The organism is Curtobacterium salicis (assembly GCF_011759505.1).
Lineage (GTDB): Bacteria > Actinomycetota > Actinomycetes > Actinomycetales > Microbacteriaceae > Curtobacterium > Curtobacterium salicis.
The window spans coordinates 71635-97171 of sequence record NZ_JAAOYO010000004.1 but is presented as its reverse complement, the minus strand read 5'-3'; the positions used below and the strand labels follow the sequence as shown (position 1 = coordinate 97171).

Genomic DNA, 25537 nt, shown 5'->3' with positions numbered 1-25537 from the left:
CCGCCGGACCGGGACGGCGGCTCGCCGACCATCTGCGGTCCGGTCCCGACCCGGGGGTGGTGATCCGGGCCTCCCGGTCCGCCGGCGGGTCCCCGCAGCCCGACGCGCCGGCGCGGTCAGAACCAGCGTTTGACCTTGAACACCGCGTACAGCACCGCGGCGAACAGCACCATCGCCAGGATCGACAGCGGGTAGCCCCAGGTCCACGACAGCTCGGGCATGTGCGTGAAGTTCATGCCGTAGATCGCCGCGATCAGCGTCGGGGCGAACAGGATCGCCGCCCAGCCGGAGATGCGCTTGGTGTCGTCGTTCTGTTTCTGCGCGGCCAGGGTCGAGTCGACCGTCAGGGCGTTCTGCAGCAGCTGCCGGAAGGTGTCCAGGCGCTCGACGACCCGGATGACGTGGTCCAGGACGTCGCGGAAGCGGCGCTGCAGCTCGACCGGCAGGTGGTACTTCTCGGCGCCGCGGTGCAGGTCCTCGATCATCCGGATGAGCGGTCGCGCGGCCCGCTGGAAGTCCACGACCTCGCCGAACAGCTCGTAGACACGGCGGGACACCCCGGCGGATCCCGAGAACAGCTGCCCCTCGATCTGGTTGATGTCCTCTTCCAGTCCGTCGATGACCGGGCGGTAGTCGTCGACGATCGAGTCCATCAGTGCCCAGAGCTGTGCCTGCGACCCGGCGGTGACGAGTCCGGGTTTGCCGCTCATCCGCTGCAGCGCGCGCGGTACCGTCCCCGGTCCGCGCGGGTCGGCCTGCACGACGGCCAGGAAGAAGTCCTCGCCGACGAAGGCGTGCACCTCGCCGAACTCGACCTCCTCCTCGGCGTCCCGGTAGACGGCGGGCTTGAGCACCACGAACAGCGTCGAACCGTACCGCTCGAGCTTCGGCCGCTGGTGCCCCTCGGCGGAGTCCTCGACCGCCAGCTCGTGCAGTCCGAGGGCGACCGCGACGTCGCCGAGCTCGACCGCGTCGGGCCGGTCGAGCACGATGCACGCCGAGGCGCCGTGGTCCTCGATCATCCGGAAACTGTCGTCGAGGGATCCGCTCGCCGTCGGGGCGATGCGGTCCACGTACACGGTGTTCAACTCGACGGTCACGGGACCACCGTACGCACCCTGGGCGACGGGTGGACGGACGTCGGCGGGACGGCGTAGCGTCCGGGTCCTCAGCATGCTGACGAAAGGAACGACCATGCGGTGGATGCGGAAGATCGTGATCGCGGTGAGCGCTGTCGTCGCCGTGGTGGGCTCGTTCATCGGGTCCGGAGCGGCAGGCGGCACACCGATCGCAGAGGCGGCGGACGGTGCGCTCTCGGCCTCCTCGACGGCGATCGCACCGGGCGGCCCGGCGTTCGGCATCTGGAGCGTCATCTACGTGGGGCTGATCGCCTTCGCCGTGTGGCAGTTCCTCCCCCGCACCGCCGACCGCGCCCGCCACGACCGGCTCGCCGTGCCCGCGACACTGTCCCTGCTGCTCAACGCGGCATGGATCCTGTCCGTGCAGTTCGGGTACCTGTGGCTGAGCGAACCGATCATCGTCGCGCTGCTCGGGGTCCTCGCCTGGGCGTTCGTGGTGCTCCGGCGCACGCGGCCGTCCGGTCGCCTCGAGGCGCTGATCACCGACGGCACGTTCGGGCTCTACCTCGGCTGGGTGTGCGTCGCGACGGCGGCGAACACGGCCGCGGTCCTGACGGCTGCCGGCTTCCGCGGGTTCGGTCTCGGGCAGGACGTCTGGGGTGTCGTCGTGGCAGCGGTCGCGGGCCTCGTCGGGGTGCTCGTCGCCGTCACCGGACACGGGCGGATCGCACCCACGCTGTCGCTCGGCTGGGGGCTCGCCTGGGTCGCGGTCGCTCGGCTCGACGGACCCCTGGTCTCCGTGCCGACCGCGGTGACGGCCGTCGGCGCGACCGTCGTGGTCGTCGTCGTGACGCTCGTCGCGCGTGCCCGCGCCGGCTGGGCTCCGCGCGCGAGCGCGCTGCGCACCGCCTAGCCCGGGCCGGACGGGCGCGTCCGGCGTCGTCGGCCCTCGGGCCACGGCCGGACGGGAGGCGCGGCCCACCCTGCCCCGCCGCCCGCCGTCGGGCCCCGCCGGGCCCCGGTGCGCTCAGTGCGCGGTGGCCACCAGCCCGTGCGCGGCGGCGACGGCCGCGTTCGTGACCCGGCCGGCGTGCACGTTGAGGCCGAGCGCGAGCGCCGGGTCAGCCTCGAGCGCGCGCTCCCACCCCTGGTCCGCGATCGCCACCGCGTAGGGCAGCGTCGCGTTCGTCAGCGAGATCGTGCTGGTGCGGGGTACCGCTCCCGGCATGTTCGCCACGCAGTAGTAGACGGCGTCGTGCACCCGGAAGGTCGGGCCGTCGTGGGTCGTCGGCCGCGACCCCTCGAAGCACCCGCCCTGGTCGATCGCGATGTCCACCAGCACCGATCCGGGGCGCATGTCGGCGACCATCGCGTCGGTGACGAGCTTCGGTGCCGAGGCACCGGGGATCAGCACGGACCCGATGACCAGGTCGGCGTCGGCCACGGCCGCCGCGATCGCCAGCGGGTTGGAGCGGAGGGTCGTCACCCGGCCGTCGAACCGCGCGTCGAGGGCCCGGAGGCGCGGCAGGCTGATGTCGAAGACGGTCACCTCGGCGCCCATCCCGAGTGCGATCGTCGCCGCGTGCTCGCCGGCGACGCCGCCGCCGATCACCACGACCCGGCCCTTCGGGGTGCCCGGGACGCCGCCGAGGAGCAGCCCCCGACCGCCGGTGGCCCGCATCAGGTGGTGGGCGCCGACCTGCGCGGAGAGTCGGCCGGCGATCTCCGACATCGGCGACAGCAGCGGCAGCGAGCGGTCCGGCAGCTGCACCGTCTCGTAGGCGATCGCGGTCGCTCCGGACTCGACGAGCGCCGAGGTCAGCGGCCGGTCGGCAGCCAGGTGCAGGTAGGTGAAGAGCACCTGTCCCTCGCGGATCAGCGGGTACTCGGCCGCGACGGGTTCCTTGACCTTGAGCACCATCTCGGCCTGGTCCCAGACCTGGCGGGCCTCGGGGACGACCGTCGCACCGGCCGCGGTGTACTCGTCGTCGGCGAAGGCGGACCCCGTGCCGGCGCCGGCCTGCACGAGCACCTGGTGGCCGTGCATCGTCAGTTCGGCGACCCCGGCGGGGGTGACGGCGACGCGGTACTCGTTGTTCTTGATCTCGGTGGGGACGCCGATGCGCATGACGGACTCCTTCGTGGGCAGTTGCTCGGTCCCACCATTCAGCCGCGCGTTCGTCCGGGACGTGCCCGGACCGAACGATCCACCGGTCAGAGCCCGGACGGTGTCATCGTGTTCGGCTCGAGGGTCCGGCGGAGCGCTCCCACCGAATGCTGCTCAGCGACGCAGTCGGGACCGCAGCGTGTCGCTCGGCAGCTCGCCGAAGCGGGACCGGAACGCCGCCGAGAAGCGTCCGAGGTGCCCGAAGCCCCACCCGCGGGCGATGTCGGCCACCGAGGTCTCGTCGCGCTCGGCGCGGCGGAGGTCCTCACGCGCGCCGTCGAGGCGAACGGAGCGGAGGAGCTCGCCCGGAGTCTGGTCGAGGTGCCGGCGGAGCGACTGCTGCAGACCGCGCGGGCTGAGGCCGGCAGCCACAGCGATCTCGGGGGTGCCGATGGGCTCGCGGGCGTGGGCGTGCACGTAGTCCAGGGCACGGCGCAGGCGCTGGTGCTCCGGCCCCGTGCCGGACACCGCAGCGCGCCAGGTCGTGCGACGCGGGAACGCCCGGACCGCGGCGGTCGCGAAGGCCTCGGCGATGTCCCGGCGCGCGATGGCCGAGAGCTCGTTGTCGACCTGCAGCCACGTGGACGAGTGCCGGCGTACGGTTTCCTGCCAGACCCGCAGGCCCTCGGGATCCGGTCGCTCGAGGGGTTCGAACGCGAAGGTCTCGTCCCCCACCAGGTCGGTCAGGAACGTGCGGTCCAGGTGGACGAGGTTCAGGCCGATGTCGCGGTGGTGCAGGTCGTAGAGCTCCGAGGGCAGCACCATCGGCACGCCCTGCGCCAGGTCGACGGAGCGGCCCTTGAACGTGATGGTGCTGCTGCCGCTGCGGAGCCACGCGACGATGACGTCGTCGGACTGGCTCTGGCTGCGCAGGTCCACGCCGAACCGCGAGGTCCGGAGGGACATCCGCTCGTCGGTGACGCCGGCGAAGTCCCAGAGCGTGTCCGGCCGGGTCCGGCGGATGACGGGGGCCTTCAGGTCGTAGTCCGACGTGAAGAACGCCATCGCCTGGTCGATGTCGGTCCCCGAAAGCCGTCGGTAGGAGCGCGTGTCCTGTCGTGGGACGGCGCGTGGCCGCTCGACGCTGCCGGATCGGCGGGCGACGGACGGACCGGCTTCGGGAGTGAGCACCATGCTCCGACCGTAGATCACACCACCGACATCGCGACCGGTCCACGCACCCCAGAAGCGGGGTCAGGGCCGGAGACCGGCCCCGCGGGCGGGGCCGACCGGGTCAGTTCTGCAGGATCGCCTGCCCCACGCTCTCGTCCAGGATGAGGTCCGTCACGAGCCCCGCCGCCAGCGCTCCGCGCAGCGACGCCGCCTTGCCCCGCCCGGCGACGACGCAGATCCGCCGCGGTGCACGCTTGATCGTGTCGAGGTCGGGTGCGCCGGCCCGGGCGTTCACCCCGATGTCCTTCCACGACCCGTCCGCGCGGTAGAACACGGTCGAGACATCGCCGACGACCTGCGCCTTGACCAGCTCGTCCTGGTCGGCCGGGTCCAGGTACCCGCCGGAGTACACGTGCGAGGGCACCGGGGCCTGCGGGGCGCCGACGCCGAACACGACGACGTCCATCCGTTCGTGCAGGTCGAGCACGCGGCGGATCGAGCGCTCCCGGAAGAGCGCGGCCTTGGTGGCGGGATCGTCGAAGAACGCGGGCACCGGGAACTGCTGCACGAGGGCGCCGTACGCCTCGCCGAAGCGCCGGAGGATCTCGGAGGCGTAGACGATGCCGGTCGTGCGGGTGTTGGCCGCACCGTTGACCTGCACGATCGTGGACCCGTGCGTGGTCTTCGGGACGAGGTACCGGCTGACGGCGCTCACGGTCGAGCCCCACGAGATGCCGATCACCATGTTCGACTCGATGTACTGCGTCAGGATCCGGGCGGCGGAGAGGGCGACCCGCTCCAACCGGTCCACGTCGCTCGTGTGGTCGGGCACCGGCACGACGTGGGCGTGCACGCCGAACCGGGCCCGGATGCTGCGGCTGAGCGCGGCGGCCTGGTCCAGGGGCGAGCGGATCTGGATGTCGACGAGTCCGGTGTCCCGCGCGTACTTCAGCAGTCGGGACACCGAGGAGCGGGACGTGCCGAGCTCGTCGGCGATGGCGTCCATCGTCAGGTCCTGCAGGTAGTAGAGGTGCGCGGCCCGCAGGGCCTGCTGGGTGCGCACGGGCTGGGCGGCATCGCTCATGGACCGAGCATGCACGGACGTGCACGTGCTCTGCAACCCCGTCCGCGCCTCCCGTCCGCACCGACGCACCACGGACCGGAGGCGCGACAACCGTTCTGCACGTCCGTGCACGCAGGTTGCCCACGCGTTCCGACGGGCGCACGATCGATGGAGTACCAACGGAATCGACCCCAGAAAGCGATGCGAACGACCATGTCGAAGAAGACGCAGCCCAGGAACACGGTCACCGCCCTCACCGGACGCCCGAACGCACAGGTCCTCATCGTCGGTGGTGGCATCAACGGCATCGCCACCTTCCGCGACCTCGCCCTGCAGGGCGTCGACGTCGCCCTCGTCGAGCGCGGCGACTACGCCTCGGGCGCCTCGGCCGCGTCCAGCCACATGATCCACGGCGGCATCCGCTACCTGGAGAACGGCGAGTTCCGCCTGGTCCGCGAGAGCGTGCAGGAGCGCAACGGCCTGATCCGCATCGCCCCGCACTACGTCAAGCCGCTGCAGACCACCATGCCGGTCTTCTCGACGTTCTCCGGCATCATGAACGCCCCGCTGCGGATGCTCACGCACAAGCAGCGCTCCACGAAGGAGCGCGGGGCGATGCTCATCAAGATCGGCATGACGATCTACGACTCGTTCTCCCGCGACGGCGGCTCGGTCCCGAAGCACGTCTTCCGCACGAAGAAGGCCGCGCTCGAGGACATGCCCGCCCTGAACCGCGACCTCAAGTACACCGGCACCTACTACGACGCCTCGGTCCACGAGCCGGAGCGCCTGGCCCTCGACGTCCTCAAGGACGGCCTGACCGCCGGCACCGGCACCGGGTCCGACGCCACCGCGCGTGCGACCAACTACGTCGAGGCCGCCGGCAGCCGTGACGGCGGCGTCCTGCTCCGCGACCGCGAGACCGGCGAGGAGTTCGTGTTCACCGCGGACGTCGTCGTGAACGCGTCCGGCCCCTGGACCGACCTCACCAACGAGGCGTTCGGTGGCGAGACGAAGTACATGGGCGGCACCAAGGGCTCCCACATCGTCGTCGACAACCCCGAGCTCCTCGAGGCGACGAAGGGCCGCGAGCTGTTCTTCGAGAACAACGACGGTCGCATCGTCCTCATCTACCCGCTCAAGGGCCGGGTGCTCATCGGCACCACCGACATCGACGCGGACCCGTCCGAGCCGGCCGTCTGCACGGAGGAAGAGGTCGACTACTTCTTCGGCCTCGTGAAGCACGTCTTCCCGCAGATCGAGCTGAACCGCGACCACATCGTCTACCGCTACTCGGGCATCCGCCCGCTCCCCCGCCACGAGGACACCGCCCCCGGGTTCGTGTCACGTGACTACCGGATCGTCGACACCCCGATCGCGGGTCTGCCGGAGACCACGGTCCTGTCGCTCGTCGGTGGCAAGTGGACGACGTTCCGCGCACTCGCCGCGCACCTGTCCACGGACATCACGACGAAGCTCGGCGTCAGCCGCAAGGTCGACACGACCGGCATGCCGATCGGCGGTGGCAAGGACTTCCCGACCACCGACGGGCAGCGTGCCCTGTGGATCAAGTCGCACCGTGACGGGCTCGCGTCCGAGACGGTCGACCGTCTGCTCGACCGCTACGGCACCCGTGCCGCCGAGGTCGTCGACGCCCTGGTCACCGGTCCGGTCGAGCCGCTCGAGTCCGACGCCACGATCACCCGTGGCGAGGTCCGGTACTTCGCCGAGCACGAGCAGGCCGTGCACCTGATCGACGTGGTGCTGCGCAGGACGAACCTGGCGTTCGTCGGTGGCGTCACGATCGACCTGCTCGACGAGCTGGCCGACGTCCTGGCCGACACCCTCGGCTGGACGACCGAGGAGCGCGCGGACGAGATCCAGCGCACGCTCGACGTCCTCCGCGAGTCGCACGGCGTCATCGTGCCGCTGACCTCCGCGTCGCAGCTCGCCTGACCCCTCCCGCAAAACGCAACCTGGGCGGTTCTCCGCAGCGCTATTCCGCTGCGAGGAGCCGCCCAGGTTGCGTTTCGCGGGGACCGCGCGTTCCGCGGGGACCGCGTCCGGACGGGAGGCGCGGGCCGGGTCCGTCAGAACCGCTCGCCGGTCGGGTCCTGCGCGCTCAGGTCGGTGAGCTCGTCGCCGCCGATCGGCTCCCCCGCCCAGTCCACGAGACGCCACCCGTCCGCGCTCGAGCCCTCGAGCTCGACGACGCCGGTGTTCTCGAGGTGCCGGTTCCGGCCGAGGTCGCTCGGCACGTTCTGCGCCGTGACCGCGGCCCAGATCCGGATCGCCGCGCCGTGGCTGAACGCCGCCGCGACCTCGGCGCCGGTCGCTTCGATCTGCCGCACGGCGTCGTCGTAGCGGGCAAAGAAGGCGTGCCCGTCCTCGGCGCCGGGCATCCGCTCGTCACGGTCGCCCGCGGCCCACGCGTACGCGGCCGCCAGGTAGCTCTGGACCGACACGGTGTCCCGCTTGCCCTGCAGCGCACCGGCCTCGATCTCACGGAGACCCGGCAGCACCACGGGCTCCAGGTCGAGCGCGCGGGCGAGCGGTGCGGCGGTGACCTGCGTCCGCACCATCGACGAGGTGAAGAGCCGCTCGATCCCCCGGTCGCCGAGGGCCGCGGGCAGCGCGTCGGCCTGCTCCTGGCCGAGGTCGGTCAGGCCGGGCCCGGGCACCTCGGCGTCGAGCAGGCCGGTCACGTTCGCGGGGGTCTGTCCGTGGCGGACGAGCAGGAGTCGCATGCCCTCACCCTACGGAGCGGCCTGGGCGTCACCCCTGCCGGGTGTTCCAGCGCGGGTCCTTCTTGTTGATGACGTACACGCGTCCTCGGCGGCGGACGACCTGCGAGCCGGGGATCTTCTTCAGCGCCTTGAGCGAGTTGCGGACCTTCACCATGAGCCTCCTTGTTGAGAACGGTTTTCATGTACCGTACTGCACATGTCGACCGTCCCGATCACCCTCGTGTCCGCACTCCACGACGCCGATGCCGTCCGTGTCGCCGCCAGGCTGTCGGACGGCCACCGGATGCACGCCGCCGGCAGCGCCCCGGCGGCCGCCCGTGCCGTCGCCGATCGGGCGGACCGCCTCGCCGAGGTCTGCGGTCCGGACGCCCGGCACTCCCTCGTCGTCACACTGCCGGCCTGGGGTGACGCCCGGGCGGTCGCGATGATGCTCGCGAACGCCGCTCGTGCCGAGACCGGCGACGACCGGGTGATCGACCACGTGGTGTCGGTCCTCCGCGCCGGCGAGGTCGAACACCTGCTCTGGTCCGGCGTCGACGACGCGTTCGTCGCCGGCGAGCGGCTCGCGGCCCTCATCGAGTACGCGACCGTCATCGTGCTCCAGGGCACCGAACGGCTGCCGGTCGCCCGCCGCCGAGCCCTCGTCGCCGTCGTGCACCGCTGTGCCCCGCATGCCGTCGTGCTCGCCGACGTCCGGGTCCGGAGCACCGCCGACCTGCCGGCCTCGAACGGAGCCGCAGCGCGCGTCCTCGCTGGGTCGGCCGGCTGGATGCGCGCCCTCTCGACCGACCACGACGTCCGGGTCCCGAGCACCGACGGGCTGACCGCGTTCCGCTACCGCGACCCGCTGCCGTTCCACCCCGCACGGCTGGCCGACGTCGTCGAGCACGACCTCGTCGCGGGTCCGCAGGGTCGGGTGCTCCGCTCGCGCGGGTTCTTCCGCCTGGCGTCCCGACCGGACCACGTCGGCTCGTGGTCCAGCGTCGGCGCGATGCTCGCCCTCGACCCCACCGCGAACCCGTCCTGGGACGAAGACGCCCCGATCGGCCAGGCGCTCTGGTTCGTCGGCGAGGGGCTCGACGTCGACCGGCTGACCCGCGCGCTCGACGGGGCGCTCATCACGCCGTCGGAGCTGCTGGCCGGCCCGGACCTCTGGCGCTCCTGGGCCGACCCGTTCCCGGTCTGGCCGGCCCTCGACCGCGGCGAGTGACCGGTACGGCCCGGCCACGGCGGACGGGAGGGACGGCTCGGCTCCTGCTGGCGGCCCGCCGTGGCGATCGAACCGGCGGCACGCACGCTGAGGTGCGCCGGGCCTCCCGACCGGTCAGGCGAGCGCGTCGAGCAGTGCCCGCGCCGTCGCCGCGTCCGTGACCAGCTCGTTGACCAGACGACCCCGGACTGCGCTGATGATGCTCGGCACCTTGACCACGCCGACCGCCACGCCGACCGCGTGCGGCACGGCGGCGAGGACCTGTCGAGAGGTCCGCACCATCCGGTCGCTGCCCGGGAACTCGATCGGCTCGCCGTCCGGGCCGGTGAAGTTGAGGCAGACGTCACCCGTGGCCCGGTCGAACACGTCGTCGTCGACGGGCAGGCCGCGCGCCATCGCATCCCGCGTGACGACCGGCGCGCCGATGCCGAGGATCGCGCCCTTCGCCCGACTCCACAGCCCCACGACGTGCTGGAACGCCGGGTCCTCGTCGAGGGAGGCACGGAGCGCCTCCGACGGCAGCGCCTGCGCGAACAGGAAGGTCGGGATCGCACCGGACCGCTCCGCTGCGGCCCGGGTGATCTCGTTCGTCTGGAACCACTGGTTCGGATCGGCCTGACCGCCGACGGTCGGGACGAGCTGCACGCCCGGCATCGGCGGCATCGCCCCGTGCGCGATCGCGTGCACCGTGCTGCCCGACGACATCAGGACGGCGTCGCCCGGGGCCAGTCGCATGCCCTCGACGGCGGCGGCGACCGGGTCGGCGAGGTCCACGCCCAGGGTCGCGGCGTGGGTGACGGCGGCCAGGTGCACGGCCTGCAACCCGAGCACCACCTGCAGCCGCTCGGCCAGGGCGACGGTCTCGTCCTGGAAGGGGTCGACGACCTCGATCCGGACCAGGCCGGCACGGCGGGCCTCGGAGACCAGGCGACTCACCGTCGGACGGGAGACCCCGAGGCGCGTCGCGATCTCGTTCTGGGTGGCGTCCTCGAGGTAGTACATCCGCGCGGCCTGGTAGACGGTGTCGAGCGGGAACCGGGATCGCTGGCTCTCCGTCGACGTGGCGGACGCCGGCTGCTCGGGCGTGGCCGGGACCCGGACCGGGACGGACGGGACCGACGCGGACGGGGTCGTGTCGGACGGGGTCGTGTCGGACGGGGTCGTGTCGGACATCGAGCGCGGTCCTCCCGGGTCTGGTGCCGTCGGCCGGGCGTGCGGACGACACCGCGATCGTAGCGCCGCGCGGCCGGACGTCGGCTGCCCGGCGGCCCACGCGAGCACAGCGTTCTGTCGGTTGCCGGACGTACCGTGCTCGAGACTCCGATGCGCTCCACAGCGGGGTCCGACGTTCCATCGAGGGGATCCACCCATGAAGAAGTCCGTCTGGCTGCCGGCCCTGATCGCACCCGTCGTCGTGGCCGGTGCCGTCGCCGCTCCCGTCATCGCGCAGGCCGCGTCCACCCCCATCGCCGGCAACGACCCGACCGCGGCGGCCGTGATCGCCAGCATCGCGGGGTCCTCCGACGCGCGGTACTCGGGCAAGCTCTCGCAGACGAGCGACCTGGGCCTGCCGGAGCTCCCCACCGGTGCCGGCGGCTCCTCGCTCGAGGGCGAAGCCTCGGACGCCCTCAGCCTGCTCACCGCGTCGCACACCGCCCGCGTCTACGTCGACGGCGCGAGCAAGCAGCGCGTGCAGGTCACCGAGCAGCTCGCCGAGCAAGACCTCATCCGCAACGGCAGCACCGTCTGGACCTGGGACTCGAAGCAGCACGCGGCGACGAAGACCACGCTCCCCAGCCGGTCCGCCCAGACCCCGAGCAGCGGCACGACCACCCCGACGGACGTCGCCGAGCAGGCCGTCGACGCGATCACGCCCACCACGACGGTCTCGAAGCCCGTCGCCACCTCGGTCGCCGGGCACGACGCCTGGCTGCTGACCCTCACGCCGAAGTCCTCCGACACCCTGGTCGGTTCGGTCCAGCTCGCCGTCGACCAGCAGACCGGACTCCCCCTCCGCGCGTCCGTCACGGCCGACGGCCAGACCGACCCCGCCTTCCAGGTCGGGTTCACCAGCCTCGACTACGGCGCCCCGGCGGCACGCCTGTTCGACTTCACCCCGCCGGCCGGCGCGGACGTCAGCACGAAGGACCTCTCCGACGCCACGCCGGGCCACGGAGCCCGCCACCACAACACCGGCAGCGCCGAGCGCCCGACGGTCACCGGCAGCGGGTGGGACACGGTCGTGGCACTCCCCGCCGGCAGCGCCGACCAGGCCGGGCTCGACGCCGACGCCTCGGGTCTGCTCGACCAGCTCACCACCGCGGTCGCGGGTGGTCGCGCCGTCCAGACGACGCTCGTGTCGGTGTACCTGACCGACGACGGCCGGGTCCTGGCCGGCGCGGTGCCGGTCTCGACCCTGGTCGCCGCGGCGAAGTGACGACGGCGCCGTGACGACGGGGACCGACGCGGCCGCGGCACCGGGGACCAGCGCGGCGTCGGCCACGGCTGCGGCTCCTGCGACCGACTCCGACCTCGCCATCCGCACCGAGGGACTCCGCAAGGTGTTCCACAAGCAGCGGGCGGTGGACGGCATCGACCTGGCCGTCCCCCGCGGCTCGGTCTTCGGGTTCCTCGGCCCGAACGGTTCCGGCAAGACCACGACGATCCGGATGCTGCTCGGGCTCTCGAGCGCGACCGGCGGTTCGATCCAGGTGCTCGGTGAGCCGATGCCCACGGCGCTCCGATCGGTGCTCCCCCGCGTCGGTGCCCTGGTGGAGGGACCGGCGTTCTACCCGTACCTGTCGGGACGGGCGAACCTGTCCCGGTTCGACGCCGCCGACCCCACCTCGGACCCGCGCAGCCGGAAGGACCGGGTCGCACGGGCCCTGGACCGCGTCGGGCTGACCCACGCGGCCGACAAGAAGGCGCATGCGTACTCGCTCGGCATGAAGCAGCGCCTGGGTCTGGCGAACGCCCTGCTCACGCCGCGTGAACTCCTGGTGCTCGACGAGCCCACGAACGGCCTCGACCCGCAGGGCACCCGCGAGGTCCGCAACCTCATCCGTTCCCTGGCCGACGACGGCACCACGGTCTTCGTGTCGAGCCACCTGCTCGCCGAGATCGAACAGGTCTGCACGCACGCCGCCGTGATGCGCACCGGGCAGCTGGTCGCGCAGGGAACGCTCGACGACCTCCGCTCCGCCGGCGCCCGCACCGTGACGGTCCGCACCCCGGACGTCGGGCAGGCCGCGGTCGTCCTCGGACGCCTCGGCCTGGCTCCGAGACGCGACGGCGGGTCCGACGTGCTCATCGCCGACCTCGTGGCGGACGTCGAACCGGAGACCATCACCGCGGAACTCGTCCGCGCCGACGTCCGGGTCCGTGGGCTCGCCGTCGGTGGCGGCACGCTCGAGGACCTGTTCGTCGCGCTCACCGGAGAGGGATTCGATGTCGCTGGCTGAGCCCACCCCGACCACCGCCGAGCACCCGGCGACGACCGGCAGCGCCGACCGCGGCACCGCCCCGGCGCGCCGGACCCGTTCGTTCGCCCTGCTCGGCTCCGAACTCGCGCTCGTCTTCCGGCGCCGCCGCACCTGGGCCATGCTCGGTGCCCTGGCGGCCGTGCCGATCCTCATCGCGGTCGCCGTCCGCCTGACCACCGACGGAGACAGCGGGGGTCCGGCCTTCCTCGGCGACATCACGAACAACGGCCTCTTCGTCGCCTTCACCGCGCTGGCCGTCTCGATCCCACTGTTCCTGCCGCTGACCGTCGGGGTCGTCGCCGGCGACACCGTCGCGGGCGAGGCGAGCCACGGCACCCTGCGCTACCTGCTCGTCGCTCCGACCGGCCGGGTGCGGTTCATCCTGGTGAAGACGGCGGGCGCGATCGCGTTCTGCCTCGCCGCGACCCTGCTCGTCGTGCTCGTCGGCGCCGCGATCGGTGCCGTGCTGTTCCCGATCGGGCCCGTGACGCTGCTGTCCGGCACCCAGGTCGACGGCTGGTCGTACGCGGGTCGTGCCCTGCTGCTCGCGCTCTACGTCACCCTCTCGATGCTCGGGTTGGTCGCGATCGGGCTGTTCGCCTCGACGCTGACCAACGTGCCCGTCGGGGCGATGGCCGCCACCGTGGTGCTGGCCGGCGTCTCGCAGGTGCTCGACCAGCTGCCGCAGCTGGACTGGTTGCACCCGTACCTGTTCTCGCACCTGTGGCTCGGGTTCGGCGACCTGCTCCGCGACCCGATCTCGTTCGACTCGTTCGGCAGCAACGCGCTCCTGCAGCTCGGCTACCTGGTCGTGTTCGGGGCGCTGGCGTACGGCCGGTTCGCCGGCAAGGACATCCTCAGCTGAACCGACGAGGACGTCCCCGCCCCGCGGCGGGGACGTCCTCGGTCAGCGGCCTGGAGCAGGGCCGGTGGTGGTGGCGGTTCAGCCGGTCGAGACCGCACCCTCGGCGCCACGCGATGCCGGTGACCCGCTCTCGAGCGTGCCGTCGGCCTTCTCCTCCGCGTAGCGGTCGCGCAGGTCGCGGGCCTTCTCGGACCGGTACCAGTCCTGGCGTGCTCCGGTCTCGACGGGCTGCATGCCCACGACGACCTTGCCGCGGGAGTGCATCTCGGCCAGGTCCTCGTACGCGTCGACGATGTACTCGAACGGGTAGAAGCCCGAGATGAGGATCTGGACGCGGCGGTCCTCGACGGCCTTGGCCAGGAAGAGGATGAGCTCCTTCGCCTCCGGGTCGGACGCCGGGGCGCGGAGGAAACGGAGCTCCGCGTCACGCCGGGCCTCGGACGAGACGAACCGCTTCTCGTCGACACCCAGTCGGAGCGCGAGCTCGTGCGCGGAGTCGTCCCCGTGGTTGTCGATGAAGGCGGTGACGGGCCGGCCGTCCGCGATCTCGGTGATCCGTGCCTCCTCACCGTCCCCGTAGGCGACGGGCAGGATGCCGATCTGGCGGAGGTAGTCGTGGTTCCTCGGACTGCCGAGGCCGATCACGGTCGCGCCGGCGTCGCGGGCGAGCTGGCACTGGATGTGGCCGACGCCACCGGCGGCGGCGCTGATGACGACGGTGTCGCCGGGGCCCAGGCGGAGCTTCCGGACCACGTCGACCGCGGTGCAGCCGGCCAGGTAGAGACCGCCGGCGACCTCCCACCCGACGTGCGTGGGCTTCATGACGACGGCCTCGCGGGGCACCACGACCCAGGTCGCGTGCGAGCCGCCGTCGGGTGCGTGGCCCATGACCTCGTCACCGACGCGCAGGTCCTTCACCCCGGCGCCGCGGGCACGGACGATGCCGGCGAGGTCGACACCCTGACGGGCCGGGAACTCGACCTGGATGTGGTCCTGCAGCTTGCCTTCGCGGAGGAACCGCTCGATGTGGTTGAGGCCGGCGGAGATGACCTCGACGACCACCTCGCCGGGTCCGGGTGTGGGCCGTTCCTGTGGCACGACCTCGACCACGTCGAAGTCGCCGTACCGCTCGTACTGGACTGCGCTACCGGTTCGCATGTCACCCTCCTCGGGACGTCGTGCGTCCGTCCTACTCGCCTCCGCCGCGGGTCCGTCCGTGGATGTGGGGTACTCGCAGGTGCGGACGCGACGGCCGGGAGGCGCGGGGCGGGGCCGCCGCGTGCCTCCCGGCCGTCAGGTGGTGCGTCCCGACGTGGCGGTCACGCCGGCCCGAACGCCTCCGCGATCCGGGCTGCGGTCGCCTCGTCGAGGTGTAGTGCCTGCTGGTCGGCGTCCGGACGGGGCAGCCGGACGGGTGTCGACCAGAGCGAGCCGTCGGTGGCGAGGTCGACGACGAGCGCACCGGTGCCGATGAGCGCGGTCTCCTGCTCGTACGGGCCGGCCACGTCGGCGTCGTTCGCGACGCCCGGTGCGACGAGGACCGGGACGCCCGCGAGCGACCCAGCGAAGTGGTGGTGGTAGTGCCCGCCGAGCACGACGCGGACGTCGGTGCCTCGCAGCACCTCGGCGAGCTCGTCCGGGTTCCGGAGCTTCAGGGCATCGTGCAGCGCGGTCGGCGCGGGCAGCGGCGGGTGGTGCAGGACGACGACCGACCCGTGCTCGGAGGGCTCGGCGAGCGCGGTGCGCAGGTGCTCGAGCGCGGATTCGCTGACCTCGCCGTACCCGGCGCCGGGGACACTCGTGTCGACGGTGACGATCCGCCGCCCGGCGACGAGTGACTGGCCCCGTACCGGGACGGACGGGTCGTGGTGCTCCATGGTGTGCATGAGCTGCTGGCCGCCCTCGCCGAGGACGTGGCCGTTCACCAGGACCTGCCGGAAGCCGGCGCGCTGGTCGTGGTTGCCGGGCACGGCGAGGAAGGCTGCACCGTGCCGCTCGGCCCACCCGCCCACCGTCGTCCGGGCGGTCTCGTAGGACGCGGGCGAGCCGTCCTCGGACACGTCGCCGGAGATCACGACCAGTCCGACGCCGGGCACCGCGTCGAGGTGCTCGAGCAGGGCGCGGAGGGCCGCCGTCGTGTCGACCGTGCCCTGGTGCAGGGCGCCGTCGCCGGTCAGGTGGGTGTCGGACAGGTGCAGGATGCGGAGTGTTCCGGCTGCGGGGGTCTGCATGTCGCACACCGTAGCCGGGGCGTGCGCCAGCGGGCTGTCGGCAGCGTTACCGTTGTCCGGTGATCGACCTGCGCTCCGACACCGTGACCCGTCCGACCTCGGCGATGCGCCGCGCCATGGCCGAGGCCGAGGTGGGCGACGACGTGTTCGGCGAGGACCCGGAGACGACCCTGCTCGAGCAGGAGGTCGCGGACCGGCTCGGCCACGAAGCCGGCCTGTTCACGCCGTCCGGCTCGATGGCGAACCAGCTCGGACTCCGGCTGCTCGTCGGCCCGGGCGAGGAACTGCTCGCCGACGTGCAGGCCCACGTCGTCCGTGCCGAGCTCGGGGCGGCGGCGGTGTTCTCCGGCATCACGACCCGCACCTGGGCGTCGGATCGGGGCCGACTGGTCGCCCGGTCCGTCGAGGAGATCGCCGAGCCGAACGCCGGCGCCTACTCGGTGTCGACCACGGCGATCGCGGTCGAGAACACCCACAACTTCGGCGGCGGCACGGTCCAGCCGCCGGACCAGGTCCGCGCGGTGCAGCACTTCGCCCGCGAGCACGGCATCGGGCTGCACCTGGACGGTGCCCGGCTGTGGAACGCGCACGTCGCGTCGGGCACCCCGTTGCGGCAGCTCGCCGGCGGCTTCGACACGGTGTCCGTCTGCCTGTCGAAGGGCCTCGGCGCTCCGGTCGGGTCGGTGCTCGTCAGCACAGCCGAACGGGTCGCGGCGGCGCGGATCTGGCGGAAGCGCTACGGCGGGGGCATGCGGCAGACCGGCATCCTGGCCGCCGGCGCCCGGTACGCGCTGCGCGAGCACGTCGACCGGCTGGCGGAGGACCACGCGAACGCCCGGGTGATCGCGGCGGCACTCGACGTCGACCCCGCCACGGTGGACACGAACATCGTCTTCGCCGAGGTGTCCGACCCGGCGGCGTTCGTCGCGGCGGCAGCGGAGGGCGGCGTCCGTGTGATGCAGCTCGGGCGGACGACGGTGCGGCTCGTGACGCACCTCGACGTCTCGGCCGAGGACGCCGAGCAGGCGGCCCGGGTGCTCGCGACGCTCCCACGCTGACGGGGGCGCGCCGCCGTGGTTCCGCGGCCAGCGACACCGCTCGCGGTGCGCGGGCCGAAACGTGTCGCTGAGCGCGGGAACCAGCCGGGCCACGGCCGACGCGCCTGCCGGACGACGGCCCGGTCCGTCAGACGGCCTGGGTAGGGTCGGCACGTCGGAAGGGGTCCATCGTGGCCGGAGCAGCCATCAGCGTCCGCGACTTCGTCATGCGCTTCGGCGACCGGAACGTCGTCGACGGGCTGACGTTCGACATCGCCCCCGGTGAGACGTTCGGGTTGCTCGGCAGCAACGGCTCCGGCAAGACCACGACGATCCGTGCGCTCCTCGGCATCACCGCGCCGACCGCCGGCACGCTCACCATCGACGGCGAACCGTACCGGCCGGCCACCGGCGGCATCGGGTACCTGCCGGAGGAGCGCGGGCTCTACCGGAAAGAGAAGGTCATCGACGTGATGACGTACTTCGCGGCCCTGCGCGGGACGCCCCGGGGTCCGGCGACCCGGTGGTCGACGGAGTACCTGGAGCGCGTCGGGCTGGCGGACAAGGCGAAGGTCCGCATCGACAAGCTCTCCGGTGGGCAGCAGCAGAAGGTGCAGCTGGGCATCACGATCATGGACCGGCCGCGCCTGCTGATCCTCGACGAACCGACGAAGGGCCTGGACCCGGTCAACCGCCGGCTGCTCCTGGACCTGGTCGACGAACGGAAGGCCGACGGGGCCACCGTCATCCTCGTGACCCACCACATGGACGAGGTCGAGCGGCTGTGCGACCGGATCGTGCTGCTCCGGGACGGCGTCGCGGCCGCGTACGGCACGATCCCCGAGGTGCAGGACGCCTTCGGTGGAGCGGTCGCGAAGGTCGGGCTGAGCGGGCCGGTCCCCCGCTCCGACCGCTACCGGCTCGCCCGGCACGAGGGGCACGTCGCCTACCTGGTCCCGACCGCCGCGGCCGAGTCCGACGGGTCGGACATCCTGGCGGAGCTCGTGGCCGCCGACGTCCACGTCACCGGGTTCGAGATGCGCCGGATCCCCCTCGACGAGATCTTCGTGCAGCTGTACGGGCACGACGCCGGTACCGACGCGGCCCGGGCCGACGGCGCTTCGTCCGCCCGCCCGACCGCCCCGGCCGGAGCGGCACGATGAGCCGCACCCCGAGCCGTCTGGGCACCGTCGTCCGGTTCGAGTTCGTCCGCGCGGTGAAGAAGCCCGCCTTCTGGATCGGCACCCTCGCGCTGCCGCTCGTCGTCATCGTCGTGTCGCTGCTCGTCGGGGTCGGTCAGGCGGCCGGCACGGACTCCGCGATCTCGAGCGGGTCCGCAGCCCGCACGCCGTTCCACTACGTCGACCGTTCCGGTCTGGTGTCCGAGTCCGTCGCGGCGAAGTGGGGCGGGTCCCCGTCCACCGACCCGGCCGCGGACCGAGCAGCTGTCCGCGCCGGACACCTCGACGCGTTCTTCGAGTTCCCGGTGCGGCCGTCCACGACCCCCGTCACGGTGCTCGGGGCGGACCGCGGGCTGTTCGCCAACACCGGGTACTCGGCCCTGGCGCAGCGGGTGCTGGAGCAGAGCGTCGCGGCGCAGGTCGACGACCCCGAGGCCGTGCACATCCTCCGCTCGCCACCGGACGCGACGGTCACCACCTACGCCGACGGGCGGGTCGCCCCGGGCTGGCTGTCGATCGTGCCGCCGCTGCTCTACGTCGCCGCGTTCTTCGGGCTCGTGATCCTGTTGGCCGCCCGCATGGTGACCGTGGTGGTCGAGGAGAAGGAGAACCGCATCTCCGAGATGATCCTGACCACCGTCACCGCCGGCACCCTGATCCGCGGCAAGGTCATCGCGATGCTGCTGGTCGGACTCGTGCAGGTCGGGGTGTTCCTGGTGCCCGGGCTGCTGTCGCTGGCCGTGGTGCTGCCCCTGGTCGCCGGACGCATCGGCACGTTCGCGCTGGACCCGTGGCGGATGGTCGCGGGTGCACTGCTGCTCGTCGGCGGGGTGCTGTTGGCGTCGGCGTTGTTCGTGGCGGTCGGCGCCTCGGTACCGACGATCAAGGACGCCTCGACGCTGCAGTCGGCGGCGCTGTTCGCGGTCATCATCCCGCTGTACGCGGCGTTCTTCGTGACGACGACGCCGTCCTCGCCGATCGCCGCCTTCTTCACCTACTTCCCGACGTTCACGCCGGTCACCGCGATGGTGCGGAACGCCGTGGGGTCGCTGTCGGTCGTCGAGACGATCGCGTGCATCGTCGAGGTGTTCGTGGTGGCGGGCGTGCTGCTCTGGTTCGCGGAGTACCTGTTCCGGCACTCGGTCGCCCAGTACGGGTCGAAGGTCAGCCTGAGACAGATCGCCGGGTGGCGTCGGGCGCGCACCTTGCCGCGTGCCCGCTGAGGCGCGGCCGCGGGACGCCCCGACGCAGCGTCAGCCGACCGTCACCGGCGCCGCGGCGGGCTTCCGGCCCTGCGCCGTCCAGACGAAGAAACCGGCCAGGGTGAAGGCGCCGTAGACGACGTACATCAGCCCCGACGCGTAGTACCCGGCGGAGAACAGCAGCGGCACGCCGACCAGGTCGACCGCCACCCAGATGAGCCAGAACTCGACCCAGCCCTTCGCCATGCCGTAGGTGGCCAGGAGCGAGCCGACGAAGATCCACGCGTCGCTCCACACCGGCTCGTACGACCCGAGGGCGCGGAAGACCGGCGTCAGGACCGCGGTGCCGCCGACCAGGGCGACGACGAGCAGCGCCCGTGCCCGCCAGGAGGCCCACTTCGGCTCGAGCACGGTGGTCGCTTCGTGGGCGCGGTGCGTCCAGCGGTACCAGCCGTAGACGCTGACCAGGATGAACATGACCTGGCGTCCGGCCTGGCCGAGCAGGTTGACGGGGTTCGGGGTGTCGAAGAGCGCACCCATGAAGACGGTGAAGAGGAGCGCGTTGCCCGCGATCCCGACCGGCCAGGCCCAGACCTTGCGGCGCATCCCGCCCAGGGCGCTGAGCAGCCCGAAGACGTTGCCGATCACCTCGCGCCAGAGCACCGTCTGGTCGCCGATGACGAGCTGCGCGTCGAACAACCACCGCACGATGCCCATGAGACCTCCTCGATCCGGTCGATGCAACTGCACAGACCTGCTCGGCATTCCTGCGCCGTCCATCGCGACCCCCCGGGACATCCGGGGCACACCGGCGTCCGCCGCAGGGAGGACCCAGGGGTCCCCCGTTTTGGGGTGGATGCATTCGTATATTCCGCTGTCCTCCATTTTGGGGACCGGGTACGTTCGACGACAGGACGGCCCAGCCCGAGCATCCCTCACTCCTGGGCACGCGGGTCGTCCTCCGGCACCGGTCAGCCGCGTCCTCCCGCACCCGGGGAGGGCGGTGACAACCGTCCCGTCGGGCTCTCCCGAACGCCCAAGACGACCACAGCGCTGCCCTGCGCAGGAACGGAAAGAACCATGCACAAGATCGTGACCGGCACCATCGCGAGCGCCGCTGGTGTCGCACTGCTGCTCGGCGGAGCCGGCTCCTTCGCCCTCTGGAACGCGAGTGCCAGCAGCGCGGCCACGGCCGTGAGCTCCGGCACGCTGACCCTGACGGCGAACAACGACGGCGCCTGGACGGACATCACCAACGGTCGCTCGGCCACGATCGACCCCGCATCGGTCCTCATGGTCCCCGGCAACACCTACCGCTTCACGCAGACCCTCGTGGTCCGTGCGACCGGCAACGACCTCACCGCGAAGCTCACCTACGCGCCGCAGAGCATCACCGGGGACGCCGGCCTGATCGCCGCGACCCAGAAGACCCTCGACGTCTCGTCGTCCACGGCCTCGGTGGCGAAGACCGCCGACGCGACCGTCTTCACCGTGACGCCGTCGTCGGGCACCTCCACGATCCGCGTGACCTTCACGATCGCACTGCCGGAATCGGCGACCACCGGCCAGGACGGCACGGTCGACGTGGGCGCCCTCGCGTTCACGCTGACGCAGACGGCCATCGGTTCGACGGGTTCCTGACCCGACCTCGACCGACGGACGGCGGGCTCCTGATCCGCTCGTCGTCCGTCACCACACGGCCCGGCACGACGCGCCGGCACCGCACCGCACCGCACCGCACCGCACCGCACCGCACCGCACCGCACCGGACCACGACGTCCAGGGGGACGCCCATGACGAGGACCACGCCGACGACGGGACGCCACCGCGCGCCCCGCCGTCGGCGCTGGGCCTGGCCGCTCGGCCTCGGCCTGGTGCTCGCCGTCGCGTCCGCGGTCGTCGGCAGTGGCGGCACCTACGCCCTCTGGAACAGCAGCGCAGCGACCCAGGCGTCGACGGTCCGGTCCGGTACCGCGACGCTCGTCGTGAGTCCCCTCACCGCGATGTACACGACACCCCTGGCCCCGGGCCGGAGCACCACGGGCAGCTTCTCGGTCCGGAACAGTGGCACGGTGCCGCTCGGCATCCGGATGCAGGCGACGACACTGCACGTGGCGTACGCGTCCGTGCCGGACAGCGCCGTCCTCGACGAACTGACCCTCCGCCTGGCACCGGTCGGTCGGGCCTCGGACTGCCGACCCGGACTCGGGGGCTACGCCGCTCGGCCGACCGTGTTCGACACCGGGAGCGGTTACTACACCCTCCCCGTCGGCGCCTCCGCCACCGGCTGCTTCGAGATGGTGCTCGACGCCGACGCACCCCAGACCGTGTCCGGTGCGGTCACCGACTTCACCGTCACGATCACCGGGACGCAGGTGGCACCGTGACCCCCCGTCTCCGGATCCTGCTCACCGTGGCGCTCGTCGCCGTCCTCGTCGGTGGCGGCTCCTCGGTCGCCTGGGCGCTGTGGACCACGACCGGGACGGCCGCGTCGAGCGTGACGAACGGCAAGCTCGCGGCGGCGATCTCGGGCACCACCGCGATCACCACGACCTTCACCGTCGGCACGCCGTCGATCACCCGCCCGGTGACCCTCACCAACGCCGGCAACATCCCCGGCACCACCACGACCAGCGCCGTCGTCGCCGACGGGTCGACGGCACTCGCCCAGGCCGTCGACGTCGTGGCCTGGCCCGTCCCGACGACCGACGACTGCACGGACGGCGCCTCCGTCGGGACCGGCGCCGTCCGCGGCACGTGGGCGTCCCTGCCGAGCCTGACCTCGTCCCTCGCCCCGCGGGCGGCCGTGGTGTGGTGCATCCGGTCGACCCTCGCTGCCGGGGCTCCGGCCTCGGCGACCACGAACATGCACCTCGTCCTCACCACGACGAACGCCAGCTGGGTGTCGTCGACGGTCTGGGGCGGCTTCTACCTGAACTCCGGCGACGACCTGTCCACGCTGACGTGCACCGACCCGTCCCAGGCGTCCAACTACGTCCAACTCACCTGGGAGCCGGGCACGCGGTCGTCCGACACCCTGTACGCCGCCTTCGTCGGCGACCAGCAGGTGGGCGACCGGCAGCCCGGGCAGTACCCACACATCACGCTCGCGCCGGAACAGGTCACGCCGAGCGCACAGGGCGCCGCGACCGTCCAGGTGGCCGTCCGCGCACTCGACGCCGGAGGGCAACCGACCGACGACGTCGTCGGACGGACGCCAGTGACCCTGTTCACCCAGGACACCGGCCCGAAGATCCGGTGCGGCGCATGACCACACTGCTCTCCGGGAGCGGCGCCGGGAACCGCCACCGGACGGGAGGCACGCCCCGACCCCGTCACGCAGCCCGCCCGGTCGCTCCACCCGCCACGAGCGGCCCGCTCGCGGCCCTCCGCGCGCTCGGGATCGGCGTCATGACCGGACTCGTGCTCCTCGTCGCGGGGCTCGCCGTCGTCCTCGTCGTCCTGCCGAGGGTGACGGGGTCCGTCCCGCTGTCCGTGCTCACGCAGTCGATGGAGCCGACCCTGCCGCCCGGCACCCTCGTCGTCGTCCGACCGGTGGCGCCGGCGGACGTGCGCATCGGGGACGTCGTCACCTACCAGCTCGAGTCCGGCCGCCCGGAGGTCGTCACGCACCGCGTCGTCGCGATCGACTCGTCGTCGGACGGCACCCGACGGTTCGTCTTCCGGGGCGACGCGAACGACGCCGTCGATGCCGACCCCGTCATCCCCGCGCAGATCCGAGGCGAGGTCTGGTACAGCCTGCCGCTCCTCGGCACCGTCAACCAGGTGGTCAACGGGTCGCGGACGTGGCTGCTGCCGACCCTCGCCGGGCTGCTCCTGGTGTACGGCGTCGTGATGATCGTCAGCGGCACGGCGTCGACGGTGCGCCGCCGACGTCGGCGAGCCCGACGTCGTGAGCGGGGCGTCGACCACGTCGACCGCGGTGACGACCGACCTCAGCAGGCGGGGACGGCCTCCCGCGCCGGATGACCCGCCTCGGCGAGTGCCGCCTGGGCGTCACGGAACGACGAGTACGGCACGTGCACGCCGCGGACGTCCCGGTAGTCGGTCAGTCCCGGCCCCGCCCAGTAGACGACACCGTCGACACCGACCGCGTCGAGGGCGTACCGGATGGCCCGCGCCGGATCCGGCAGTTCGACGACCTGCGCGGCGCCCCCGATGCCGCGCGCACCGTCGAGGATCGCGGCGCGGATGCCGTCCGCGTCCTCGAACCGCGGGTGGTGGTCGGCGACCACGACGACGTCGGCCAGGGTCGCCGCCACCGCCCCCATGGCCTCCCGTTTGCTCGGGTCCCGGTCGCCGTCGGCGCCGAGGACGATGCCGACCCGTCCCGTCGCGAACGCCCGGATCGCGTCCAGGCTCTTCGCGAAGGCGTCCGGGGTGTGGGCGAAGTCGACGAACACCCGCGGGCCCGTCGCACTCGATGCGTCGGCCATCCGCCCGGGCACGACGACGTCGAGCTCGCCGACAGCGGCGGTCCCGAGGTCGCCGGTGGGCACGCCCGCGGCGCGCAGCATCGCGACCGCCAGGCCGACGTTCGCGGCCATGTGTCGACCGAGCAGCGGGACCTCGGTCGTCACGGTCAGGCCCGGACCGTCGATCCGGAAGCGAGTGCCGTCGGCGCGCTGGTCGATGACGCTGACGCGCCAGTCGGTGTCGGTGCCTGGGTCGCTCGTGACGGTCTCGACCGGGATCCCACTCGCGGCGACGACCGCGCGGCCCGCTGCGGAATCGAGCGACACGACCCCGCGCGAGGCCCGGTCCGGCTGGAAGAGCAGGGTCTTCGCGCGGAGGTACTCGTCCATGTCGGCGTAGTCGTCGAGGTGGTCGTGACTGAGGTTCGTGAACCCGGCGACGTCGAAGTGGACCCCGTCCACCCGGTGCCGTGAGAGACCCTGCGCGCTGACCTCGATCGCGGCACCGTCGACCGCGCGTTCCCGGGCGCGGGCGAGGAAGGCGTGGAGTTCGGTGGCCTCGGGCGTGGTCAGACGACTGGCGACCACGTCGTCAGCGATCCGGCGCTCGGCCGTCGACGTCATCGCCGTCGTCCACCCGAGCCGACGCATGAGGGCGTCGAGGACGGACACCGTGGAGGTCTTGCCGTTCGTGCCCGTCACGCCGAGCAGCGGGAACCCGAGGTCCGCCGTGCCCGAGACCGTCCGCGCCACGGCACCGAGGGCGGCGCGTGGGTCGCGGACGACCACGGTCGGCAGGCCCGAGCGGGTCGCCTCCCGGGCTCCAGCATCGTCGGTCAGCACCGCGACCGCGCCGCTCGCGCGGGCAGCGTCGGCGTGCCGAGCGCCGTGCGCACGACGACCGGGCACGGCGACGAACAGCCAACCGGGACGGAGGTCCTCGGTCGCGACCGCCACGCCCGTCACCAGCACGTCGGCGAGTGGCGACGGCAGCGCCCCGGCACCGGCCACCGCCGCGACGTCCCCGAGGCGGGTCGGGTGTGGTCGGACGGGGTCGAAGGCGTGCGGCACGGAGTCCTCCTCATCAGGGAGGGTCAGTCAACGCGCGACGGTCCGAGTGGCACCACAGCCGTTCGTACCCCGACGCCCCGCGGTCTAGGCTCTGGCGGGTGACGGACGGTCGGACCGACGGGGTGCAGCGCGCGCGGACGCTGCTCGAGGACGCGACGGCACGACTGGCGGCAGCGGGCGCGCGCGACGAGGCGCTCGGCGAGTACGTCGAACCGAAGCCGGTGCTCGGCATCCGGAGGGACCCGACGATCCGGTCCCTCGGCCGCGTGTGGCGGGTCGGGGCGCTGCTGCTCGGCTCCTCCCCCGAGACCGCCGGCCAGGTCTGGGCGACGGGGTCGATCACGCGGGTGACCGAAGCGGGCCGGTCCCAGTTCGTGTCCGTCTCCGCCGAGGTGCGTCGCGCCTACCGTGCGGCGGCGGCGAAGGGGCACTTCGCGCCCGGCGACACCGTGAACCACAGCGCGACACCGATCCCGCTCGACGCATCGCTCGTCGGCGCCGACACCGCACTGTTCGTGCGCGACGACGAGCCGCGCGTGCGGTGGTCCGCGACCGCCGGCACGGACGTCCCGCTGATCGACTACCTCGCTGACCGCGTCGGCCTGCTCGTCGACCCGCCGCCCGGCGCGACGGACTAGCAGCACGTCCCACTG

General features: G+C 72.6%; 25 protein-coding genes. 14 read left to right on the top strand and 11 right to left on the bottom strand.

The genetic code is table 11. The features are described 5' to 3' along the window. Positions 1-116 precede the first annotated feature (116 nt). Complete coding sequence (locus E9228_RS12670) at positions 117-1100, bottom strand: magnesium and cobalt transport protein CorA (protein WP_341849884.1); 984 nt, start codon at positions 1098-1100, stop codon at positions 117-119. Between the two features lie 103 nt (positions 1101-1203). Here E9228_RS12670 and E9228_RS12665 point away from each other — a divergent pair, with 103 nt between their 5' ends. Next, the gene (locus E9228_RS12665) at positions 1204-1992 is read left to right on the top strand and encodes a tryptophan-rich sensory protein (RefSeq protein ID WP_166780930.1); all 789 of its coding nucleotides are present in this window, start codon (positions 1204-1206) and stop codon (positions 1990-1992) included. A gap of 114 nt (positions 1993-2106) precedes the next feature. Here E9228_RS12665 and ald read toward each other — a convergent pair whose 3' ends face one another. The 3 genes from ald to E9228_RS12650 all read right to left on the bottom strand — a co-directional run bounded on the left by ald (position 2107) and on the right by E9228_RS12650 (position 5443). Next, positions 2107-3207, bottom strand: coding sequence for an alanine dehydrogenase (ald, locus tag E9228_RS12660; protein WP_166780929.1), 1101 nt, complete (start codon positions 3205-3207; stop codon positions 2107-2109). A 153-nt stretch (positions 3208-3360) separates the two neighbouring features. Further along, on the bottom strand, positions 3361-4380 hold the full coding sequence (locus E9228_RS17380) for an AraC family transcriptional regulator (RefSeq protein WP_166780928.1): 1020 nt from the start codon (positions 4378-4380) through the stop codon (positions 3361-3363). Between the two features lie 100 nt (positions 4381-4480). Further along, positions 4481-5443 carry a sugar-binding transcriptional regulator gene (locus E9228_RS12650; protein WP_166780927.1) on the bottom strand — a complete coding sequence of 321 codons (963 nt, stop codon included), beginning with the start codon at positions 5441-5443 and terminating at the stop codon, positions 4481-4483. A gap of 192 nt (positions 5444-5635) precedes the next feature. Here E9228_RS12650 and E9228_RS12645 point away from each other — a divergent pair, with 192 nt between their 5' ends. Further along, positions 5636-7378 (top strand): glycerol-3-phosphate dehydrogenase/oxidase, encoded by a 1743-nt coding sequence (locus E9228_RS12645; protein WP_208386160.1) that lies wholly within the window; start codon positions 5636-5638, stop codon positions 7376-7378. A 134-nt stretch (positions 7379-7512) separates the two neighbouring features. Here E9228_RS12645 and E9228_RS12640 read toward each other — a convergent pair whose 3' ends face one another. Both E9228_RS12640 and ykgO read right to left on the bottom strand, forming a co-directional pair. Beyond that, positions 7513-8169 carry a histidine phosphatase family protein gene (locus tag E9228_RS12640; RefSeq protein ID WP_166780925.1) on the bottom strand — a complete coding sequence of 219 codons (657 nt, stop codon included), beginning with the start codon at positions 8167-8169 and terminating at the stop codon, positions 7513-7515. Between the two features lie 28 nt (positions 8170-8197). Next, complete coding sequence (gene ykgO / locus E9228_RS12635; RefSeq protein WP_056224971.1) at positions 8198-8320, bottom strand: type B 50S ribosomal protein L36; 123 nt, start codon at positions 8318-8320, stop codon at positions 8198-8200. Between the two features lie 45 nt (positions 8321-8365). On the opposite strand from ykgO, the gene E9228_RS12630 reads away from it, so the two are divergent. Then, a complete protein-coding gene (locus E9228_RS12630; RefSeq protein WP_166780924.1) occupies positions 8366-9379 on the top strand; it encodes a GTP-binding protein in 1014 nt (337 codons plus the stop codon). Positions 9380-9493: 114 nt separating this feature from the next. Here the strand turns inward: E9228_RS12630 and E9228_RS12625 are convergent, their stop codons facing one another. Then, positions 9494-10552: a sugar-binding transcriptional regulator gene (locus tag E9228_RS12625; RefSeq protein ID WP_208386149.1), complete on the bottom strand. Its 1059-nt coding sequence runs from the start codon at positions 10550-10552 to the stop codon at positions 9494-9496. A gap of 196 nt (positions 10553-10748) precedes the next feature. Between E9228_RS12625 and E9228_RS12620 the strand changes: the two genes are divergently transcribed. From E9228_RS12620 to E9228_RS12610, 3 genes are read left to right on the top strand one after another with little or no spacing between them, the layout of a single operon-like run. Further along, positions 10749-11816 (top strand): LolA family protein, encoded by a 1068-nt coding sequence (locus tag E9228_RS12620; protein WP_166780923.1) that lies wholly within the window; start codon positions 10749-10751, stop codon positions 11814-11816. Positions 11817-11826: 10 nt separating this feature from the next. Continuing rightward, the gene (locus tag E9228_RS12615; protein WP_166780922.1) at positions 11827-12840 is read left to right on the top strand and encodes an ABC transporter ATP-binding protein; all 1014 of its coding nucleotides are present in this window, start codon (positions 11827-11829) and stop codon (positions 12838-12840) included. After that, positions 12827-13726 carry an ABC transporter permease gene (locus E9228_RS12610; protein ID WP_289845991.1) on the top strand — a complete coding sequence of 300 codons (900 nt, stop codon included), beginning with the start codon at positions 12827-12829 and terminating at the stop codon, positions 13724-13726. Before E9228_RS12615 ends, E9228_RS12610 begins: the two co-directional genes overlap by 14 nt. 78 nt (positions 13727-13804) lie before the next feature. Here the strand turns inward: E9228_RS12610 and E9228_RS12605 are convergent, their stop codons facing one another. Next, entirely contained in the window at positions 13805-14884 is a 1080-nt protein-coding gene (locus E9228_RS12605; RefSeq protein WP_166780921.1) for an NADP-dependent oxidoreductase, read from the bottom strand. A 161-nt stretch (positions 14885-15045) separates the two neighbouring features. Continuing rightward, the gene (locus E9228_RS12600) at positions 15046-15957 is read right to left on the bottom strand and encodes a metallophosphoesterase (protein WP_166780920.1); all 912 of its coding nucleotides are present in this window, start codon (positions 15955-15957) and stop codon (positions 15046-15048) included. A 59-nt stretch (positions 15958-16016) separates the two neighbouring features. On the opposite strand from E9228_RS12600, the gene E9228_RS12595 reads away from it, so the two are divergent. From E9228_RS12595 to E9228_RS12585, 3 genes are all read left to right on the top strand, one after another. Continuing rightward, the gene (locus E9228_RS12595) at positions 16017-17015 is read left to right on the top strand and encodes a GntG family PLP-dependent aldolase (RefSeq protein WP_166780919.1); all 999 of its coding nucleotides are present in this window, start codon (positions 16017-16019) and stop codon (positions 17013-17015) included. Positions 17016-17185: 170 nt separating this feature from the next. Then, entirely contained in the window at positions 17186-18157 is a 972-nt protein-coding gene (locus E9228_RS12590; protein WP_341849883.1) for an ABC transporter ATP-binding protein, read from the top strand. Beyond that, positions 18154-19398 (top strand): ABC transporter permease, encoded by a 1245-nt coding sequence (locus E9228_RS12585; protein ID WP_166780918.1) that lies wholly within the window; start codon positions 18154-18156, stop codon positions 19396-19398. Before E9228_RS12590 ends, E9228_RS12585 begins: the two co-directional genes overlap by 4 nt. Before the next feature lie 30 nt (positions 19399-19428). On the opposite strand, the gene pnuC is transcribed toward E9228_RS12585, so the two are convergent. Beyond that, positions 19429-20094 (bottom strand): nicotinamide riboside transporter PnuC, encoded by a 666-nt coding sequence (gene pnuC, locus E9228_RS12580; RefSeq protein WP_166780917.1) that lies wholly within the window; start codon positions 20092-20094, stop codon positions 19429-19431. Positions 20095-20457: 363 nt separating this feature from the next. On the opposite strand from pnuC, the gene E9228_RS12575 reads away from it, so the two are divergent. From E9228_RS12575 to E9228_RS12560, 4 genes are all read left to right on the top strand, one after another. Continuing rightward, entirely contained in the window at positions 20458-21018 is a 561-nt protein-coding gene (locus E9228_RS12575; protein ID WP_166780916.1) for an alternate-type signal peptide domain-containing protein, read from the top strand. A gap of 152 nt (positions 21019-21170) precedes the next feature. Further along, positions 21171-21764 (top strand): TasA family protein, encoded by a 594-nt coding sequence (locus E9228_RS12570; RefSeq protein ID WP_166780915.1) that lies wholly within the window; start codon positions 21171-21173, stop codon positions 21762-21764. After that, a complete protein-coding gene (locus E9228_RS12565; RefSeq protein ID WP_166780914.1) occupies positions 21761-22648 on the top strand; it encodes a hypothetical protein in 888 nt (295 codons plus the stop codon). Before E9228_RS12570 ends, E9228_RS12565 begins: the two co-directional genes overlap by 4 nt. Further along, on the top strand, positions 22645-23367 hold the full coding sequence (locus E9228_RS12560) for a signal peptidase I (protein ID WP_166780913.1): 723 nt from the start codon (positions 22645-22647) through the stop codon (positions 23365-23367). The genes E9228_RS12565 and E9228_RS12560 overlap by 4 nt, the downstream gene beginning before the upstream one ends. On the opposite strand, the gene E9228_RS12555 is transcribed toward E9228_RS12560, so the two are convergent. Further along, positions 23334-24884: a UDP-N-acetylmuramyl-tripeptide synthetase gene (locus tag E9228_RS12555; RefSeq protein WP_166780912.1), complete on the bottom strand. Its 1551-nt coding sequence runs from the start codon at positions 24882-24884 to the stop codon at positions 23334-23336. The two genes, E9228_RS12560 and E9228_RS12555, sit on opposite strands and share 34 nt — an antisense overlap. 98 nt (positions 24885-24982) lie before the next feature. On the opposite strand from E9228_RS12555, the gene E9228_RS12550 reads away from it, so the two are divergent. Then, on the top strand, positions 24983-25522 hold the full coding sequence (locus E9228_RS12550; RefSeq protein WP_166780911.1) for a hypothetical protein: 540 nt from the start codon (positions 24983-24985) through the stop codon (positions 25520-25522). Positions 25523-25537: the final 15 nt, after the last annotated feature.